Here is a 17,572-nt window from a genome sequence, read left to right as displayed (position 1 = left end):
CGATTTTCCTCCCAGTGCCACCGCAGCAGCTGTTCCCCTCTGGAGGTTGAATAACCTTCATAATTTAAAAGGGCCCAAGTTTACTTGGCGCCCTCTTTTTTTGTCCGGATTTTGCTCTGCCCCACGCGCAGCGCCCTCGGCGTCCTCTCTGAAAATTCTCACGGAAATCGCAATGCGAATGTTGAATTCGTCACAGTCCTTTCCCATATCGAATTCAGCTGATGCACTTGGTGATCATATTCCCTCCCAGTATCACCGCACCAGCTGTTCCCCTCTGGAGGTTATCTAACCTTCACATCTCAAGGACCTCGGTTTGACCGCAGGTCCTTTTTTTTGCCCGCCGTCCAAATTCTCTCCCGCCGATCTTGTAAATCGTATTTCAGCGATCCACATATCGGAAGAAGACAATTTAGAAATCGTCATCGTGCGATGGGTTGATATGGACCTGACCGAAATCCTCAAGGCGCTGGCGCATCCCAAGCGGGTCGAGATTCTGACCAAGCTGAAGGATCCCCACGCGCATTTTTCGTCTCAGGCGCACCCCGTCGAGATGGGCGTTTGCGCCAGCCAGTTCGAGACGGTCGGCCTGTCGCAATCCACCGTATCGGCGCATCTTGCCATCCTTCAGCGCGCAGACCTGGTGACGACCCGACGTGTCGGCCAATGGATCTTCTACAAGCGCAACGAAGACACCATTCAGGCGTTCCTTGCCGAAATCGGCACAGCCCTCTGAAGCTTCCCTCCCCCCCGACCCGACTGGAAAGGACATTCCATGACGTCTCTCTTCGAACCCACGACCGCCGGCGACATCGCGCTTGCCAACCGCATCGTCATGGCGCCGCTGACGCGCAATCGCTCGCCGGGCGCCGTGCCGAACACGCTGAACGTCACCTATTACGAACAGCGCGCCACCGCCGGCCTCATCATCACCGAAGCCACGGCCATTACCCATCAGGGACAGGGCTACGCCGACGTTCCCGGCCTCTACACGCCGGAAGCGCTGGACGGCTGGAAGAAGGTCACGAGCGCCGTTCACGCGGCGGGCGGCAAGATCGTCGTCCAGATGTGGCATGTCGGCCGTATCTCGCACACCTCGCTGCAGCCGGGCGAAGGCCAGCCGGTTTCGGCCTCGGCCATCACCGCCAACGCCAAGACCTATATCCGCCATCCCGATGGCACGGGTGAGTTCGTGCCGACGTCCGAGCCGCGTGCGCTGGAAGCTTCGGAGCTCCCGGGCATTGTCGAGGACTACCGCAAGGCCGCCCGTGCGGCCATTGATGCAGGCTTCGACGGTGTCGAAATCCATGCGGCCAACGGCTATCTGATCGACCAGTTCCTGCGCTCCGGCACCAATGAGCGGACGGACGCCTATGGCGGCTCCATCGAGAACCGTGCCCGCTTCCTGTTCGAGGTCACGGACGCCATCGTTGCCGAAATCGGCGCCGGCCGCACCGGCATCCGCCTCTCACCCGTGACGCCGGCAAACGATGCCTTCGATCCCGAGCCGCAGCCGCTCTTCGACCATGTCGTCAAGGGCCTCGCCAAGCACGCGCTGGCGTTTATCCATGTCATCGAAGGCGCGACCGGCGGCGACCGAGATTTCAAGCAGGGCGATACCGCGTTCGACTTCGCAGAACTCCGCGCGACCTACGAGGCTGCTGGCGGCAAGGCTGCCTGGATGGCGAACAATGGTTATGACCGCAAGCTGGCGATCGAATCGGTCGAAAGCGGCCGTGTCGACCTCGTCGCCTTCGGCAAGCCCTTCATCTCCAACCCGGACCTCGTGGAACGCCTGAAGCAGGATGCCCCGCTGAACGCGCTCGACCCGGACACCCTGTATGGCGGCGGCGCCAAGGGCTACACCGACTATCCGGCACTCACCCAGCAGGCCGCGGAATAATCACCTGAGATATCGAATGCAGAGAGGCCCGCAGCGATGCGGGCCTTTTTCATATCGACGATCAGGAAACATCAGGCGGTACGCGCGGCAACGCTCTTCAAGGCCGGCACGCAGAACAGCGCGCCGATGACCAGCGGCAGGCAGATGAAGTAGGAGGCCCGGATGCCAGCGTGTTCGGCGACGAAACCCAGCAGCGGCGGCGCGAAGAAGAAGATGATGAACGTCACCTGCCCGAGCGAGGCGACGTTGACATGGGGTGCGCGGTCGCGGCGCTGGGCAGCGGCGGATACCGCGAGCGGGTAGACGGCGCTGCAGCCGGCACCCATGAGCGCAAAGCCGAACAGTGCCACGACGGGATGCGGCGAAAGGCCGACGGCGGCAATGCCGATAGCTGACAGCACCAGCAACGCGGCGGCGACGGCCCGGCTACCGAAGCGCTCGACGATCGGATCGGCCACCATGCGCACCAGCGCCATGAAGAAGGTGAAGAGCGTCAGCCCCAATCCGCCAACGAAAGGTTCCGACTGGAACACGTCGCGCATGTAGATCGCCGACCAGTCGATGCCCGCCCCCTCCACCAAGAAAGCGGCGATACCGATCAGGCAGAGTGGCAGGAGGCCGATGGTCGGGAAGGCGAAGGCCGGCGCCTTTTCTTCCGGCAGATGCGTCGCATCCACCGGCGCGGCCTCAAGCCCCCGGATCGCCACCCAGGCAAAGACGACGACCGCAAGCAGCGTCACGCCGAGATGGACCTGCATGGACACGCCGGACTGGCGGATGAAGGACGCAACCAGCGCCGTCACGAAGAAGCCGAGGCTCCAGCAGCCATGCGCCCGATTCATCACGCTGCGGCCGGTGGCCGCCTCGATGCGACCGAGTTCGACGTTGAGATTAATTTCCAACGCCCCGGCCAGCATACCTGCGACGAGCAGCACGGCAAAGACACCGGCAGGACCCGGCATCCACGGCACCAGCGCATAGCACGCCGCCGTGCCGATGACGGTGATGTAGGCCGTGACTTTCGGGCCCAGCCGCTCGATCAGCGGCGAGGATACGGTGAGCGAGATCAGCGCGCCGATGGCCATACCGATCAGCGTCAGGCCGAGTTCGGACTTATCGACCTGCAGGGCAACCTGCAGGTCGGGCATGCGCGCAAGCAACGCCCCCAGCGCCACGGCAAACAGGAAGAAGCAGATGTAAATCCTGTGATGCCCGGCAATGGTCAAGGGGCGCGCCTTTTTGTTGGCTTACTTGCAGGCTGCGCAGAAGCGCTGAATGCGCTTGCAGGCTTCCTCCAGAAGCGCCTCCGACGTGGCGTAGGAGATGCGGAAGTTCGGGCCGAGACCGAAGGCGGACCCGTGAACCACGGCAACACCCTCGGATTCCAGCAGTTCCGATACGAAGTCTTCGTCCGTCTCGATGACCTTGCCGGTGGGCGCCGTCTTGCCGATCAGCCCCTTGCAGGAGGGGTAGACGTAGAACGCGCCTTCCGGCGACGGGCATTCGATGCCGCTCGCCTGATTGAGCATGGACACCACGAGATCGCGGCGACCTTCGAAGATCTTCTTGTTCTCGGGAATGAAATCCTGCGTCCCGTTGAGAGCTTCGACGGCCGCCCACTGGGCGATCGAGCAGGCGCCCGACGTCTGCTGGCCCTGGATCATGTCCATGGCCTTGATGAGCGGCAGCGGACCGGCCGCATAACCGATGCGCCATCCCGTCATGGCATAGGCCTTGGAAACGCCGTTCATCGTCAGCGTCCGCTCATAGAGCTTTGGCTCGACTTCGACCGGCGTTGCGAACTTGAAGTCGCCATAGGTCAGGTGCTCATACATGTCGTCGGTCAGCACCCAGACATGCGGATGCTTCAGCAGCACATCCGTCAGCGCCTTCAGCTCGTCATGCGAATAGGCGGCGCCCGATGGGTTCGATGGCGAGTTGAAGATGAACCACTTGGTCTTCGGCGTGATCGCCTTGTCCAGATCCTCGGCCGTCAGCTTGAAGTTGTTGGCCTGGGTCGCCTCGACGAAGACGGGCGTGCCGCCGCAGATCGACACCATCTCCGGATAAGACACCCAGTAGGGCGCGGGAATGACGACCTCGTCGCCGGGGTTCATCGTCGCCATGAAGGCGTTGAACAGGATCTGCTTGCCGCCCGTGCCGACGATCGTCTGCGCTGCGGTGTAATCGAGATTGTTCTCGCGCTTGAATTTCTTGGCGATCGCCTCGCGCAGTTCCGGAATGCCGGAGACCGGCGTGTACTTCGTCTCGCCGCGGTTGATCGCCTCGATGGCGGCCTGCTTGATGTTGTCGGGCGTATCGAAATCCGGCTCGCCGGCGCCAAGGCCGATCACGTCCCGGCCCTTCGCTTTGAGTTCGCGCGCCTTCTGCGACACGGCGATGGTGGCGGAGGGCTTCACACGGGAAAGAGCGTCGGCGAGAAAGGCCATGATGGGACGGTCCTGATGGTTACGACAAGGATGCCCCGGCAAAGAATTGGCCCGGAGCGTTAGCTGTATGTCGAATGTAGACGGTCAATTCAAGCGGAAAGGCCGCAACGCCTCGTGACATGACGAGGTTTGATGGATGGCATGATCAGCGTCGATGAATGCAGACCCATCCGCGAATCAGGCAATGCGAGCCCCATTTCGAGGGCACGAAAGCTTGCGCGAAGCCTGCCGCATCCGTTTATTTTTCCTTAATAAAAACAGGTATTTCCACCCTGTCCCGCCGCCTTGTTTTTGCCACGACATTTGCCGGAGCATGCCGCAATTCGGTCGATATGAAGCCGATTTCGGAGCGCCTTCTATATCATATCCGCCAAAGCTCCTGCCGCCTGCCACCGAGGTCCGTCATGTCCGTTTCCGCACCACCTGCCCTGTCGTTGCCACGCCGCGCCGTTTTCGGCCTGGCGATCGCGACGACGCTTGCCTTTGCGGGCGGTGCGGCGGCCGGAGAGAGCAGCGAAATGCGGTGGCAGACGGAGCTGGCGATCGAGCAGGCGGATGATGCGCTGTTTCCGCTCGGCAAGCCACCGGCGCTGATCGAAGCAACGGGTTCGACGGTCAACAACCCGATGCTCTGGCTGGATAATGCGACGCTGACGGAGCCGGACCGCATGTCGACGGGCGCCATCCTCTCGGCCCGCCAGCTTGCCAGCATCAGCGCCTTCTCCCTGCCCGGCCGCATCATGCCGGCGGAACGCCATATCGCCATCGGCCTGATGCTTCTGGCAGGCGCGGCCATGGCCGCGGTCAGCTTTGGCCTCTGGCGCTGGCAGGTTCGCGGCCTGTCGTGGGAAGCGTGATAGACATGGCCTCCGAACCCGATCACAAACAGAGCCGCCTCGGCCTCTTCTCCGGCCTGAACGCGCTGGAGACCATCGTCGTCGCCGCCATCGTCATCGTGGCGCTTGCCGGCATGATGCTGGTCGGCAAGGGCCTCTTCCTGCAGAGCCGCATCGTCGCCGGCCCGGGCGCGGTCTTCGTCGCAGCGCTTTAAAGCGCATCGCGATCTTTCAGATCGCTCCGTACGCTTTAAGCTCCTGTTTTTCGCATGTCGTTATCGCAAAACCGCTGCACACTTTTGCGCGACATGTTTTAGGTCAAGCTCAGTCGAAGACCTTGTCACGATACCCCCAGCCTGCTAGCCGAGGCGCTGAGCAAGCGGTTGAGGGAGCAGGTCGTGACGCGCATTCAGGCCAATCTCGTCCTTCTTCTCGCCGGCGCCATCTGGGGCGCGGGCTTCGTCGCACAATCCACGGCCATGGAAACCATCGGCCCGCTTTGGTTCACGAGCCTGCGCTTCCTCATCGCCGCCATCGTGCTCGCCCCCTTTGCGCTCCGCGAACGCCAACGGGCGGCACTGCCCCTCAGTCGTCGGGACATGCGCGGCTTCGTCGCCATCGGCCTCTCTCTCTTCCTCGCCGCCCTCGCCCAGCAGATCGGCATCATGACGACCACGGTCGCCAATTCCGGCTTCCTCACCGGTCTTTACGTCGTGCTCGTCCCCATCCTCACCGTCGTCTTCCTGCGCCGACGCCCCCACTGGGTCATCTGGCCCGCTGCCGGTCTGGCGTTCCTCGGCATCTTCCTCCTGTCTGGAGGCTCCCTCTCGGCGCTGACGGGTGGGGATCTGCTGACCATTCTCGCGGCGCTCTTCTGTGCCGTGCAGGTCATCCTCATCGCCGTCTTCGCCCATTCGAGCGGCCGCCCCTTCGCGCTTTCCCTCATCCAGTTCGTCACCTGTGCGATCCTCGCCGGCGGCATCGCGCTCTTTGTGGAACCCCTGTCGCTCGACGCTATCACGGCGACGACGACGGAGTTCCTCTATTCCGGCATCTTCTCCAGCGCCGTCGCCTTCACCCTGCAGGTCGTCGGGCAGCGCTACACGACGGCGCCGCAAGCCGCGATCTTCCTGTCGAGCGAAGCATTGTTTGCAGCATTCTTCGGCGTGTTGCTTCTGGGCGAAACCATCGCGCCGATCGGTTACCTCGGCGGCATCATCATTTTCGCAGCCATGCTGCTGGTGGAAATCATCCCGGAACTCGGCCGCCGCAGAACCGGCGAGAGCCCTGTCTCGTCAGTGGGTTAGCTCGATCTTACAACCTTAAGCGCGTGTGCGGCGCGGCGGCAGCCCGGCAAGGCAGATGTACGAGGATGACATCCCACGTCGCCTTCAGCCTGTTTTTTGACCAGACCGCGCTCAAACGAAAATCTTTTCAATAGCTTGCAATACAGGAGGTAAAAGCGAGGTTTATCGGCAGCTGCGCCGATTTTAGACAAACGCAAATGACTGACTTGTTTCAATAAACTTTTGCTTGCCAATTGAAAATAAACGCATCAAGTTTAATGCGTTCGGGCAATCTGCGAACACGGGAAGACCTTAAGAATAAATGCGCACCGGGGACGCAAAAATTCTCCGGGTGGCCAGTGTCGGGGCGGTAGGTCCGGTACGGGACATGAATGACGGGACCTTTCCTCACAGTCGAGACATGCCTGCCACTCGCCCCATGGGCACATTCGCAATGCTGCCCGCCGCATCTGGGCAGAGGAAAAAGGACCTGACGTATGGCCGAAACTGGCATTGTAAAATTCTTCAACACCGACAAGGGCTTCGGCTTCATCAAGCCTGACAATGGCGGCGCGGACATCTTCGTCCACATCTCCGCCGTCCAGGCGTCTGGCCTCAATGATCTGACCGAAAACCAGAAGGTCAGCTACGACACCGAGCCGGACCGCCGCGGCAAGGGCCCGAAGGCCGTCAACCTGAACGTTTCCGGCTGAGACGTCAGCCCCTCGCAGACGATAATGGAAACCCGGCTTCAGCGCCGGGTTTTTGCGCCGCATCCAACAGGCATAAGCGATCCGAACGGTTCGCTGTCGATTGTGTTGTGCCTCTGCGCTTGAGAGTGAAGCGGCGTTTACCGCTCTCGCGCCGGAAAAGCCCGCGCTTTTCACCGGCGGCCACGAAAATGAACCGTTCACCTTGCATTCAGTTTGACCCACCTAAATTGGTGTCATCGTAAGGGACGAGCCGTTTCGTCCCGTGAGACAGGATCAACGCTATGAGAACCTTGGTCAAAGCTGCAGTTCTTACCATCGCCTCGCTCTCTGCAGTGCTGCCGAGCATGACGCCGGCGCATGCGGACGACTGGCGGTATCGTCGCCATCATCATCGCGACAATGACGGTCTGGCGCTCGGCGCCGTCGGCCTTGCCACCGGCCTGATCGTCGGCGGCGCCATTGCCAGCGCGCCGCGCTACCGCAACGAAGAACGCGTCTACATCGACCCGCCGGCCGACGACTACTATGAACCGGCCCCGGTCTATCGCCGTCCGCGCCCTGTCGTCGTCAACAATTACGGCTCGCTGGAGCCCTGGTCCCCGTCCTGGTACCGCTACTGCTCGAACCGCTACCGCTCGTTCGACTCCCGCACCGGCACCTTCGTCGGCTATGACGGCCGCTCCTACTTCTGCAACGCCGGCTGATCAGCCCGCGTAACACCGTTAAAGAAAAAGGCCACGCTTCTCGGAAGCGTGGCCTTTTTCGTATCAGAGTTAAATCACGCGCCGTCAAAGACCACGCAAATAGGGATTTGTGCGGCGCTCTTCGCCGATCTGCCCACCGGGACCGTGGCCGCAGATAAAGCCAAAATCATCGCCGAGCGGCAGGATCTTGGTGCGGATCGAATCGAGCAACTGCTGGTGATCCCCGCCCGGCAAATCCGTCCGTCCGATGGAGCCGCGGAACAATACGTCGCCGACATGGGCGAAGCGCTGGAGTTGATTGACGTAGACGACATGGCCGGGCGCGTGGCCGGGGCAGTGCAGGACGTCGAAGACATGGGTTCCGAACGACACCGTATCCCCATCGGATAGCCACCGATCCGGCAGCACGTTCTCCACCTTCATCGTCAGGCCGAAGCGCTCAGCCTGCGCTTCCAGTTTTTCCAGAAGCGGCCTGTCGTCCTCGTGCGGCCCGATGATCTCGAGACCGGTCGTCTCTTTCAGCTCCTTGGCGCCGCCGGCATGGTCGATGTGCCCGTGCGTCAGCCAGATGGCCTTGAGATCAATACCATTCTCCCGAACCATCTGAAGGATCACATCGACATCGCCACCGGGATCAACGACGACACCCTCCTTGGTTTCGCTATCGAAAAGAATGGTGCAGTTCTGCTGGAAATGCGTAACCGGAATGATGCCTGCCTGAAGCATGAGAACCCTCGCTTGTGGCCAGCCCCATTGAAGAGACCGCCAATCCAACCAACGACGCTCGCCTTGCCGGCAAGGTTGCGACGCGCAGCCGATATAGGCGCAACGTCGCTGCGGGGAAACAGGCAATCGGGCCGAACAACGCCTTGCCCGACGTTTATCGCGTCGTCAGCTTACCGGACGGCTGCGATTTCGAGGGTGTCGCTGGTGCTTAAAGTCGGCAGCACGGGGTAGTTGATCGTGGTCATCAGCAGGGCGAAGACGGCGATCTTGGCGAGAACGACGGTGATGACGACCGGGCGAAGCTGTTCGGCGGTCGAGGAGACGGGAGAGATTGTTTCGGGCTGCATGGCACGGGTCCTTGTATCTGACCCTGCAATGCAGTTCCGCGGCAAAGGTTCCAGCTCTCCGCCGTCAAGTGCGGCTATTTCAAGATGGTCGAAAGACGCTGTTGCAAAGCGGCAACAAACACGCTTTCCTGCTGGCAGAGCGCCTGTGCAAACGGTAGAAAGAGCAGAACGTCGTGGCCGCGCTTCTGGAGCGAGGCCACGACGATCCCCTCGTACGGGACCACATATCCGCAGGACACAGACATTTGGCAGAACAGACACCTTTGGCTGAACACGTTCCACCCGCGGAGAAGATGCGCCCTGCCGAGCCGTCCCCTGCCGAGCGTAACGGCCTCGATTACGAGCTGATCGAGCTGTTCTTCTTCGCTTATCGTGACTTCACCTCCGACCCCGATGTCATTCTGGAAAAGCGCGGCTTTGGCCGCGCCCACCATCGCGTGCTGCACTTCGTCGATCGCGAACCCGGCATGACCGTGGCCGACCTGCTGGAGACGCTGAAGATCACCAAGCAAAGCTTGGCGCGCGTGCTGAAACAGCTGATCGATGGCGGCTATATCCATCAGGTCGCAGGCCCGGAAGACCGGCGCCAGCGCATGCTCTACACGACGCGCGAGGGCAAGGCGCTGGCCAAGGCCTTGGCGGAGCCACAGTCGAAGCGCATAGCCGATGCCCTGGCGAAGGTCGGACCCGGCGGCCGCGATGTCGTTCGCCGCTTTCTCGCCAGCATGAAGACAGGCCCCGTCTAGAACATTTTCAGGTAAAACCTGACGGCTTCGCTGTCGGGCACAGCGTTGAAAACAGGGAGCCGGAGTTGACCGGAGAGTCTCCAGAGAGCGACGACGATGACGAAACCCTTCTCCCTCCCCGACGACGCGCCGCATCTCCTCGTCGTTGATGACGACCGCCGCATTCGCGACCTTCTCAACCGCTATCTGGTCGAGCAGGGCTTTCGCGTCACGACGGCGGCCGATGCCGACGAGGCGCGTCGCCGTCTCCAGGGAATCGACTTCGACCTCCTCATCGTCGACGTCATGATGCCGGGCGAAACGGGAATTTCGCTCACCCAGAGCCTGCGCCGCCTCAAGACCGTGCCGATCATCATGCTGACGGCCCTCGCCGAGACCAATGCCCGTGTGGAGGGACTGGAAGCCGGCGCCGACGACTATCTGCCAAAACCCTTCGACCCGCGCGAGCTGGTCCTGCGGATCAACAACATCCTGCGCCGCAACATGCCGGTCCAGTCGCCAAAGGTGGAGCAGGTCATCTTCGGCCCCTTCACCTTTTCCGTCGTTCGGCGCGAGCTACGCCGTGGAGCGGACCACATCCGCCTGACGGACCGCGAGCAGGAGATCATGATGCTCTTCTCCCAGCGCGCCGGCGAGACGATCCCGCGGCACGAGCTGGTGAGCGACGACACCGAGGTCGGCGAGCGCACCATCGATGTCCAGATCAACCGTCTGCGCCGCAAGATCGAGGACGATCCGTCGAACCCCGTCTGGCTGCAGACCGTGCGCGGCATCGGCTACAAGCTGGCGGTGGACTGAGACGTATCATCCCAGCCGACCATCGGCCGGCGGAGAGAGACCGCTTCTGAAGAAGCGTCAACATGCCGGGAAAGCCAGAGGGATAATGATGATCGAGGCCGTTCGCCAGACGAAGACGGAACGCGGGGAAAAGCCGCGCAGCCCGTTCACGCGCTGGCTCCGCCGGCACCTGCCGATGGGGCTCTATGCCCGCTCGCTGCTGATCGTTATCATCCCCATGGTGCTTCTCCAGTCCATCGTCGCCTTCGTCTTCATGGAGCGGCACTGGCAGCTGGTCACGCAACGGCTCTCGGCGGCGGTGACCTCCGATATCGCGGCAATCATCGACCTGATCAATACAATGCCGCCCGCCTCCTATCCGGATATCGAGACGATCGCCCGCCGGCAGCTGGGGCTTGTCATCTCGCTTGAGAACGGCGGCGAATTGCCGATGCCGGTTCGCCAGCCCTATTTCGATATCCTCAACCGTATTCTTTCCGACGAGATCCGGCAGGAAACGCAACTGCCTTTCTGGCTGGATACGATCTCCAGCGAGGACAACGTCTATGTCCGCATCAAGCTCGACGGCGCCCGCATCCTACGCGTCACCGTGCGCCGCAATTCGGCCTATGCCTCCAACACGCATATCTTCATCGTCTGGATGGTCGGCGCGTCGCTGGTGCTCCTGCTCATCGCCATCCTGTTCCTGCGCGGCCAGATCCGGCCGATCCTGCATCTGGCGCGGGCCGCCGAGAGCTTCGGCAAGGGACAGAAGATCGACGATTTCTCGCCGCGCGGCGCGGAGGAGGTTCGCCGGGCGGGCCTTGCCTTTATCCAGATGCGCGAGCGGATCGAGCGGCAGATGGAGCAGCGCACCACCATGCTGTCGGGCGTCAGCCACGACCTGCGCACCATCCTCACCCGCTTCAAGCTGCAGCTCGCCATTGCCGGCGACCATCCCGATCTGCAACCGCTGAACCAGGATGTCGAGGACATGCAGAGCATGCTCGAAGGCTACCTCGCCTTCGTGCGCGGCGAGGCGGAGGAAGATGTCGGCACGCTGAAGCTGACGGACGTCATGACGCGCCTCTCGGCTGAAGCCGAGCTGCACGGCAAGACGCTGACCACCGTGATCGAAGGCGACGACGACGTCCGGGTGCGCCCCAATGCCTTCACGCGCCTCATCCTCAATCTCGCATCCAATGCCTATCGCTATGCCGATACGATCCATATCGAGGCGCGGCACGGGCAGCGGTGGCTGTCCGTCACCATCGACGACAACGGACCGGGCATTCCCGAGCGATCCCGCGAGGACGTGTTCAAGCCCTTCTTCCGGCTGGACGAGGCCCGCAACCTCGACAGCACGGGCACGGGGCTCGGCCTGTCCATTGCACGCGACATCGCCAGAAGCCACGGCGGCAACGTCATCCTGTCGGACAGTCCGCTCGGAGGATTGAGGGCTGTCGCGCGCGTTCCTGCCTGAGACCGAACGTTGGAGCGGGATGGCGAAAAGTGTGCGCGGTTTTCGCCTTAAATCTCGCTCTCCATCATGATCTAGCGTGTGAGCAGCACCTTCCGGTCCATCGTCCCCCCGCCGCTGCAAGGCCGCATCTGCAGCGACGCATTCTGGTAGATATCCACGACCCCGCCGATGACCTGAAAGCAGCCCTTATCGGGTATGGTCACGGTCTGGCTGCCATAGATCGAGATATTCGTCCCGGGCACATAGATGATCCCCGAGAGGATATCGGTGACCTTGGACTGATAGAGGCTGAAGGCCCCACCATAGATATAGAAGAGGATGTTCTTGTAGCCGAAGACAGGAGCTTCGCCCGTGGGCGCAGTCACGTTCATGGCGCCGACGCCATAGAGGCTGACGCTGCCGCCGTAAAACGCGAGCGTCGTACCCACAGCAACGAACCTGTCCGACTTCATGGAGAAGGACCCGCCATAGAAGAAAAACGAGCTGGATCCTCCCACAGCGTCGCCGGTGACGTTCCGCCCGATCAGCGTGCTCGCTCCGTGGAAGTAAGCCGTTCCCCCGTAGAAATTCATATCGCCGAAGCCGAAGGTGGTATCGGAGCCGGGATTGAGCGCCAGCGATCCACCGGAGAATTCGAACGGCCCGTCGCCGAAGGTCAGGCGTCCCTTCACGTTGGTCACCGTGCCGCCGTAGAAATAGAACCCTCCGTTTCCAAAGGTCACGGAACCGGTGGAACTGTTGGCAAGCGATCCGCCCCAGAGGTAGAATACCCCGTTGCCGAAGGTCATGGATCCCGTTCCATTGATGATCGAACCGCCAGCCACGTAATAGGCGCCATCGCCGAACGACAAGGTTCCGGTCCCGTTGATGATCCCGGCCCCGAAGCGGAACGATCCGTCGCCGAACGTCAACGTGCCGCCATACGCGTTGCGAACGTCCCCCAGGAGCGAGAACGTCATGCTTCCGAAGGAAAGGTTCGCGGCCCTATTGTCGATATACTGCTTGAACGCCAAGGTGACCCGGGCACCCGGCAGAGGATCGAAACGGGTGGAAGCCCCATCTTGGTTCAGGATGTAGCCGCCGATGGCATAACAACCGGACCCGAAGGTCAGGCGGTTTATACCGGAAAGGATGATGTTTCCGCTGATCGTCGTCGGCGCGAGACAATCAGGATCGGCCACACCTGTTCCGGTAAAGGCCACAGTGGAATTAGAGATCTCCAGCGTGCCGTAAAGGCGCGATGCGGACAGCGAAACGGTGGTACCGGCGTAACTCTCGTCCTTGCCTGTCGGTATTGTCGGCTGAAGGGGCGTTTTCGGAATCTGCGTTCCATAGGCCCAACTCGTCATGACCTTCAGGCGCGCCTTGATCGCGACGATGCGGGGGTCTGCCGCCAGCAGATCCACGCTCTTCTCGTTGAACGTAAAGCTCGACAGGGGCAGATCGATCAGTCCGTCCTTGCAGATATAGGCTTTCTGGGACTCCTTGGGGTAGCCCACCACGGCCTTTACAGCCGAAACGGATGCATCGCCGCAGACGTAGAGATAGGTGGCAGCCCCGATATGGCAGTCGGGACCATTGATCACAGCGTTGTTGTAGATGTTCACGGGCCCGAGCATGGAACGGACGCAGTCGCCCTCCGGCGCCGCTGACGTGATACTCGCAGACGATGATCCGTCGACCGGAACCGTCTGGCTTGCCGTCAGCAGTTGACCGAAGGCCAGCGGGCTATCGTGCCGGATCTCCGTCGAAAGTTCGGAAACGCCCGATGCTCCCGTCGTCACCGTCGTCATGACGTCGCTCGACGGAAAACCGTTCGCGACAGCCATCTGCCTCGCCGTCGCAAGCGCCGTGTCGGTCGGCGCACCATTGACGATCGGCAACAGAGTATTCGCCGCGGCGAGGTTCGCGATATCCGCCGTTCGCTGCGCCCGGAGTTTGTCGACATAGAGCGACGACGTCTCCAGCACGAGCGCGCAGATCATCAGGATCAGCATAATGGCGAACACCGACATGATCGCTACAGATCCCTCGTCGTGTCTGCGAATGTCCCTCATGTCGTGCACTTTCTGAACGACCGCCGTGGATGCCCCGGGCAGCGCACCGTCAACTGTTCGGATAGGACGCACTGCCGGAGAGCGTCATGGTATGGCCGAGGAGCGTAAAGGGGCGGGTGAGCGTAACGCGCGTGGAAACCGCGGCGCCAATCGATACGTCGGGTTCGATGCTGATGTCGGACGCGGCCAGCCCGGGCAGGCCGCGCCGCTCTGCAAGCGTCACGACGAAGCACGTCTCGGTAACGGACGTGCAGCCGGTCGGAAACGTTGTGCAGGCCGACCCACCCACAGCCAGGCACCGTGCGGATTCCGCTGCGACCTGATTGAGAACCGACGTGCTCCAGATGGCGATCCCCATGACGATCGCGCCGAACATCATCGAGAGGAACACCGGTGCGATGATGGCGAATTCAACGGCTGTCGCCCCGTCGCGCCGGTTCAGAAACACGTGCATCACTGAATCCTGACAAGTGCGGAGTCTGCAACGGCGAGGTAGCCGCCGAACAGGTTCGCCGAGATGAAAATCGGTGTGATGTGACCGCTGACGTCGATCCGAACGAATTTTCCCAACGTCACGTTGCCGCCACAACTGCTGCTCTTCTCACCTGCAGCGGTGAATGCAGGCGGATAGCCCGAAACGCAGAAGGTGGTCGATGCTTTCGCTCCCGTGGGATCGTTATTGATCAAGACCTCGACGGAGAGATCGTCGCTCAGGTCGGCAAGCAGGTTGCTCGCAACGCCCTCGACATTTGCCGTGTAGGCAAGAGCCGTGGCCGCGGTCAGCGCCTGCCCCTTCTGGAACGCATAATAGGAAGCGGCCGAAATGGCCGCATTGACCCTCAGCTTCGCATGATAGGCGAAACCGAGATCGACAAGCCCGACAATCAACAACAGGAACAGCGGTGCAACCAGAGCGAACTCGACGGCTGCAACACCGGAATCATCTCTCCGCAACCGTCCGGCCTGTTGCAACGGCAGACCCAGACTCTCCCTCCAGACCCGAGCGCAGCGGCCGCGAGGCAGGATTTTCATAGGCTTTCGGCCGAAGGAGGCGTCTCGCCTGGTACCTCGAATGACACGCCGACATCCAACGACTTTCGCCACACGATCCGACAAGTCTTCTTCGCGCCGTCTGAAAGCGAGATCTGAAAAACGTCGGGAATGGCGGCAACCTGATTGAAAGAAAGCTTCGCTCCACCTTCCGAGATATTACGGACAACACAATCAAGGGTTGATCTTCCTTCATTGAAGACCAAACGACCGGATTTGAACGTTCTCATACGGGGTCTGCTTCGATGTTCTTCCATGCATCTCTCCTGAAGCAACTAGGAGCAAAAACGCTGCGTTCCCATTGCAACCGGAGCCAACGCGTGACGTGCGCCTGCGACCGGTTGTGAGAAAAGACTACCGTTGACAACTTAATGATTTTCTAAAGCGGCACAATTAAAATTAGACATTTCTAAATTTAATGCCCCTGTGTCCGTGGAATTCGGACAGCGCGACGCTCTGCGCCCCGCTGTAGAGGCCGTTGAGGACAGATGCCATCGCCTACCGCAGCGATAAGCGCCGGGTCAGTCGAGAGCAGGAGATATCATTGGCGTTAGAGAAGCTTCCGGCCGTTCGGAACCGGCTTGTCGGACGCAGCGAGAACGATGGCGCCGGCCTCGTCTTCGAAGCCCAGCGTCAGGACTTCGGACCGGAACGGCCCGATCTGCCGGGGCGGAAAGTTGACGACCCCAAGCACTTGGCGCCCGACCAGCGTTTCCAGATCATAATGAATGGTGATCTGCGCCGAGGATTTCTTCAGCCCGATCTCCGGGCCGAAATCGATGACCAGCTTGATGGCGGGTTTGCGCGCTTCCGGAAAGGCAGAGGCCTCGACGATCGTCCCGGTACGGATATCGACACGTTCGAAATCGGCATAGGTGATCGTCTCGGTCATCGGGCCCGCCCTCTCAGGAATCCAGAGCATTTCCAGCCGAAGCGGAATCGCTTCGGCGTCGGACAATGCAGCAAAAACAACAGACTAAAGCATTACCGGTGAACCCGTGTTCACCGGTAATGCTTTAGTTGGCCAGTTCTTCGGCCCGCTGCCGCGCGGCGGCAATGGCGGCTGTAAAGATCGGCTGAATGCCGTCGTCAGCCATCAGAACGGCAAGGGCCGCGGCCGTGGTGCCGCCGGGCGATGTCACGTTCTGGCGAAGCTTCGAGGCGTCATCGGGGGACTGGTGAAGCAGTTCGCCAGCCCCCGCGACGGTTTCCCGTGCGAGACGCATGGCGAGGTCCGCCCGAAGGCCGGCCTTGCGACCGGCTTCCGCCATGCATTCGACGAGATAGAAAACATAGGCCGGCCCGCTGCCGGACAGCGCGGTGACGGAATCGATATCGGCTTCGCTGTCGACCCATTCGACGGGGCCGGACACTTTCAGGAGGTCGTTGACCCGCGCGCGCAGGTCATGCCCAACCATCGCATTGGCGAAGGCGCCGGTGATGCCGCGGCCGATCATTGCCGGCGTGTTGGGCATGGCGCGCACCATGGCGGCGTCGCCGAGATGAGACTGGAGAAAGCCGAGCGTCTTGCCGGCCGCAACCGACACCACGACAGTCTGGGGCCCGACGAGGGTCGCAAGGCCCGGTAGCACGGCGCCCATGACCTGGGGCTTGACCGCGAGGAACAGGACGGATGCCGTGACGCCCTCCGGCGCGGACGTCACGTGACGCGCACCGTGTTCGGCGATCAAGGCCGCCATGGCGGGTGCCGGACCGGGATCGAGCACCAGCACATCCGCGCCGGAAATGCCGCTCTTCAGCCAGCCGGCCAGCATGGCGCCGCCCATATTGCCGGCACCGACGAGGACGATCGGGCCCACACCACTCGTCGCCACGCTCAGGCTTCCCCGACCGTTTCGAACATCACGGCCTCGACCGCGCGCTCGGCATCGACGCCGGACCAGACCACGAACTGAAAGGCCTGGAAGTAGCTCTCGCAGGCGTCGAGCGCGCTCGACAGCAGAACCTCGACCTGACGGTCGGTCGGCTCTGCGCCGCCGGACAGCAGCAGCGATTGCCGGAAGATGACGACATCTTCCTGACGCCAGAGGTCGAAATGGCCCATCAGCACCTGGCCATTGATATGGGACAGAAGCCGGATGACCTCGTTGACGCGGATTTCGGGAACCTTGATGTCGAAGGCGCAGGCGAGATGCAGGGCCTCGAACTCTTCCATCCAGGAGAAGGAGACGTGGTAGTCGGACCACTTGCCCTCCACCGTCATCGCGATCTCGTCTTCACCGGAGCGTTCGAAGGTCCAGTCATTGTTGGCCGCGACGAACTCGATCATATCGACCGGATTGGATTGACGCTGCAGTTCCAGTTCTACGAGGCTCATGCTTCACCTTCAAAGTTCCAGCGTGGCATGCGCCATCGCGTTCTCACGCGAAGCCCCACAAGCCCGACGACACCGGAAACAACATGGAATGATCGACGAACGCACGACGAGGTCGAACCGATGACTCTGCCCGTATCTCGTGTGACCCGTTTCGAATCA

At 61.5% G+C, this 17,572-nt stretch carries 21 protein-coding genes; 10 read left to right on the top strand and 11 right to left on the bottom strand.

Going from position 1 to position 17,572, the window contains the following annotated elements:
* Positions 1-439: 439 nt before the first annotated feature.
* Together C8J33_RS01610 and C8J33_RS01605 are read left to right on the top strand one after the other, a co-directional pair.
* Positions 440-733 carry an ArsR/SmtB family transcription factor gene (locus tag C8J33_RS01610; protein ID WP_092934615.1) on the top strand — a complete coding sequence of 98 codons (294 nt, stop codon included), beginning with the start codon at positions 440-442 and terminating at the stop codon, positions 731-733.
* 39 nt (positions 734-772) lie between these two features.
* Positions 773-1,900, top strand: a complete 1,128-nt coding sequence (locus tag C8J33_RS01605; protein WP_132662835.1) for an alkene reductase — start codon at positions 773-775, stop codon at positions 1,898-1,900.
* Positions 1,901-1,971: 71 nt separating this feature from the next.
* On the opposite strand, the gene C8J33_RS01600 is transcribed toward C8J33_RS01605, so the two are convergent.
* Together C8J33_RS01600 and C8J33_RS01595 are read right to left on the bottom strand one after the other, a co-directional pair.
* Entirely contained in the window at positions 1,972-3,126 is a 1,155-nt protein-coding gene (locus C8J33_RS01600; protein ID WP_132447629.1) for an MFS transporter, read from the bottom strand.
* A 21-nt stretch (positions 3,127-3,147) separates the two neighbouring features.
* Positions 3,148-4,350: a pyridoxal phosphate-dependent aminotransferase gene (locus C8J33_RS01595; RefSeq protein WP_110799314.1), complete on the bottom strand. Its 1,203-nt coding sequence runs from the start codon at positions 4,348-4,350 to the stop codon at positions 3,148-3,150.
* A 404-nt stretch (positions 4,351-4,754) separates the two neighbouring features.
* Between C8J33_RS01595 and C8J33_RS01590 the strand changes: the two genes are divergently transcribed.
* The 5 genes from C8J33_RS01590 to C8J33_RS01570 all read left to right on the top strand — a co-directional run bounded on the left by C8J33_RS01590 (position 4,755) and on the right by C8J33_RS01570 (position 7,889).
* On the top strand, positions 4,755-5,207 hold the full coding sequence (locus C8J33_RS01590; protein ID WP_110728307.1) for a hypothetical protein: 453 nt from the start codon (positions 4,755-4,757) through the stop codon (positions 5,205-5,207).
* Positions 5,208-5,212: 5 nt separating this feature from the next.
* A complete protein-coding gene (locus C8J33_RS01585; RefSeq protein WP_132662834.1) occupies positions 5,213-5,401 on the top strand; it encodes a hypothetical protein in 189 nt (62 codons plus the stop codon).
* A gap of 183 nt (positions 5,402-5,584) precedes the next feature.
* Complete coding sequence (locus C8J33_RS01580; RefSeq protein WP_132662832.1) at positions 5,585-6,493, top strand: DMT family transporter; 909 nt, start codon at positions 5,585-5,587, stop codon at positions 6,491-6,493.
* Between the two features lie 476 nt (positions 6,494-6,969).
* Positions 6,970-7,185 (top strand): cold-shock protein, encoded by a 216-nt coding sequence (locus C8J33_RS01575; protein WP_092934625.1) that lies wholly within the window; start codon positions 6,970-6,972, stop codon positions 7,183-7,185.
* A 281-nt stretch (positions 7,186-7,466) separates the two neighbouring features.
* Entirely contained in the window at positions 7,467-7,889 is a 423-nt protein-coding gene (locus tag C8J33_RS01570) for a BA14K family protein (RefSeq protein WP_110799316.1), read from the top strand.
* An 84-nt stretch (positions 7,890-7,973) separates the two neighbouring features.
* Here C8J33_RS01570 and C8J33_RS01565 read toward each other — a convergent pair whose 3' ends face one another.
* Together C8J33_RS01565 and C8J33_RS26865 are read right to left on the bottom strand one after the other, a co-directional pair.
* On the bottom strand, positions 7,974-8,615 hold the full coding sequence (locus tag C8J33_RS01565) for an MBL fold metallo-hydrolase (protein WP_110799317.1): 642 nt from the start codon (positions 8,613-8,615) through the stop codon (positions 7,974-7,976).
* A gap of 170 nt (positions 8,616-8,785) precedes the next feature.
* The gene (locus C8J33_RS26865) at positions 8,786-8,962 is read right to left on the bottom strand and encodes a hypothetical protein (protein ID WP_165929707.1); all 177 of its coding nucleotides are present in this window, start codon (positions 8,960-8,962) and stop codon (positions 8,786-8,788) included.
* Positions 8,963-9,255: 293 nt separating this feature from the next.
* Between C8J33_RS26865 and C8J33_RS01560 the strand changes: the two genes are divergently transcribed.
* The 3 genes from C8J33_RS01560 to C8J33_RS01550 all read left to right on the top strand — a co-directional run bounded on the left by C8J33_RS01560 (position 9,256) and on the right by C8J33_RS01550 (position 11,968).
* Positions 9,256-9,708: a MarR family winged helix-turn-helix transcriptional regulator gene (locus C8J33_RS01560; protein ID WP_132662831.1), complete on the top strand. Its 453-nt coding sequence runs from the start codon at positions 9,256-9,258 to the stop codon at positions 9,706-9,708.
* Positions 9,709-9,804: 96 nt separating this feature from the next.
* A complete protein-coding gene (locus C8J33_RS01555; RefSeq protein ID WP_110799319.1) occupies positions 9,805-10,506 on the top strand; it encodes a response regulator in 702 nt (233 codons plus the stop codon).
* An 82-nt stretch (positions 10,507-10,588) separates the two neighbouring features.
* Positions 10,589-11,968, top strand: a complete 1,380-nt coding sequence (locus C8J33_RS01550) for an ATP-binding protein (protein WP_422038025.1) — start codon at positions 10,589-10,591, stop codon at positions 11,966-11,968.
* Positions 11,969-12,039: 71 nt separating this feature from the next.
* Here C8J33_RS01550 and C8J33_RS01545 read toward each other — a convergent pair whose 3' ends face one another.
* The 7 genes from C8J33_RS01545 to C8J33_RS01515 form a co-directional block, all read right to left on the bottom strand.
* The gene (locus C8J33_RS01545; RefSeq protein ID WP_132662830.1) at positions 12,040-14,025 is read right to left on the bottom strand and encodes a flp pilus-assembly TadE/G-like family protein; all 1,986 of its coding nucleotides are present in this window, start codon (positions 14,023-14,025) and stop codon (positions 12,040-12,042) included.
* Positions 14,026-14,074: 49 nt separating this feature from the next.
* The gene (locus C8J33_RS01540) at positions 14,075-14,479 is read right to left on the bottom strand and encodes a TadE/TadG family type IV pilus assembly protein (RefSeq protein ID WP_132662829.1); all 405 of its coding nucleotides are present in this window, start codon (positions 14,477-14,479) and stop codon (positions 14,075-14,077) included.
* Positions 14,479-15,141, bottom strand: coding sequence for a TadE/TadG family type IV pilus assembly protein (locus tag C8J33_RS01535; protein WP_245507035.1), 663 nt, complete (start codon positions 15,139-15,141; stop codon positions 14,479-14,481). Before C8J33_RS01535 ends, C8J33_RS01540 begins: the two co-directional genes overlap by 1 nt.
* Positions 15,054-15,305: a PilZ domain-containing protein gene (locus C8J33_RS27860; protein ID WP_422038023.1), complete on the bottom strand. Its 252-nt coding sequence runs from the start codon at positions 15,303-15,305 to the stop codon at positions 15,054-15,056. Before C8J33_RS27860 ends, C8J33_RS01535 begins: the two co-directional genes overlap by 88 nt.
* A gap of 320 nt (positions 15,306-15,625) precedes the next feature.
* Entirely contained in the window at positions 15,626-15,967 is a 342-nt protein-coding gene (locus tag C8J33_RS01525; RefSeq protein ID WP_110799325.1) for a tRNA-binding protein, read from the bottom strand.
* A gap of 124 nt (positions 15,968-16,091) precedes the next feature.
* The gene (gene proC / locus C8J33_RS01520; RefSeq protein WP_132664416.1) at positions 16,092-16,916 is read right to left on the bottom strand and encodes a pyrroline-5-carboxylate reductase; all 825 of its coding nucleotides are present in this window, start codon (positions 16,914-16,916) and stop codon (positions 16,092-16,094) included.
* Positions 16,913-17,413, bottom strand: a complete 501-nt coding sequence (locus C8J33_RS01515; protein ID WP_132662826.1) for a YbjN domain-containing protein — start codon at positions 17,411-17,413, stop codon at positions 16,913-16,915. The genes proC and C8J33_RS01515 overlap by 4 nt, the downstream gene beginning before the upstream one ends.
* Between the last annotated feature and the right edge of the window lie 159 nt (positions 17,414-17,572).

This window comes from Rhizobium sp. PP-CC-3G-465 (genome assembly GCF_004343445.1).
GTDB lineage: Bacteria > Pseudomonadota > Alphaproteobacteria > Rhizobiales > Rhizobiaceae > Ferranicluibacter > Ferranicluibacter rubi.
Note: the sequence above shows the minus strand (reverse complement) of the source record. Positions and strands in the feature narration are given on the sequence as shown.

Excerpts from the sequence above, each read along its gene's own strand:
- C8J33_RS27860 (WP_422038023.1), bottom strand. The coding sequence starts at position 15,305 with ATGAGAACGTTCAAATCCGGTCGTTTGGTCTTCAATGAAGGAAGATCA.
- C8J33_RS01540 (WP_132662829.1), bottom strand. The coding sequence starts at position 14,479 with ATGCACGTGTTTCTGAACCGGCGCGACGGGGCGACAGCCGTTGAATTC.
- C8J33_RS01575 (WP_092934625.1), top strand. The coding sequence starts at position 6,970 with ATGGCCGAAACTGGCATTGTAAAATTCTTCAACACCGACAAGGGCTTC.
- C8J33_RS01585 (WP_132662834.1), top strand. The coding sequence starts at position 5,213 with ATGGCCTCCGAACCCGATCACAAACAGAGCCGCCTCGGCCTCTTCTCC.
- C8J33_RS01590 (WP_110728307.1), top strand. The coding sequence starts at position 4,755 with ATGTCCGTTTCCGCACCACCTGCCCTGTCGTTGCCACGCCGCGCCGTT.
- C8J33_RS01555 (WP_110799319.1), top strand. The coding sequence starts at position 9,805 with ATGACGAAACCCTTCTCCCTCCCCGACGACGCGCCGCATCTCCTCGTC.
- C8J33_RS01515 (WP_132662826.1), bottom strand. The coding sequence starts at position 17,413 with ATGAGCCTCGTAGAACTGGAACTGCAGCGTCAATCCAATCCGGTCGAT.
- C8J33_RS26865 (WP_165929707.1), bottom strand. The coding sequence starts at position 8,962 with ATGCAGCCCGAAACAATCTCTCCCGTCTCCTCGACCGCCGAACAGCTT.
- C8J33_RS01570 (WP_110799316.1), top strand. The coding sequence starts at position 7,467 with ATGAGAACCTTGGTCAAAGCTGCAGTTCTTACCATCGCCTCGCTCTCT.
- C8J33_RS01545 (WP_132662830.1), bottom strand. The coding sequence starts at position 14,025 with ATGAGGGACATTCGCAGACACGACGAGGGATCTGTAGCGATCATGTCG.
- C8J33_RS01565 (WP_110799317.1), bottom strand. The coding sequence starts at position 8,615 with ATGCTTCAGGCAGGCATCATTCCGGTTACGCATTTCCAGCAGAACTGC.
- C8J33_RS01560 (WP_132662831.1), top strand. The coding sequence starts at position 9,256 with ATGCGCCCTGCCGAGCCGTCCCCTGCCGAGCGTAACGGCCTCGATTAC.
- C8J33_RS01595 (WP_110799314.1), bottom strand. The coding sequence starts at position 4,350 with ATGGCCTTTCTCGCCGACGCTCTTTCCCGTGTGAAGCCCTCCGCCACC.
- C8J33_RS01605 (WP_132662835.1), top strand. The coding sequence starts at position 773 with ATGACGTCTCTCTTCGAACCCACGACCGCCGGCGACATCGCGCTTGCC.
- C8J33_RS01610 (WP_092934615.1), top strand. The coding sequence starts at position 440 with ATGGACCTGACCGAAATCCTCAAGGCGCTGGCGCATCCCAAGCGGGTC.
- C8J33_RS01525 (WP_110799325.1), bottom strand. The coding sequence starts at position 15,967 with ATGACCGAGACGATCACCTATGCCGATTTCGAACGTGTCGATATCCGT.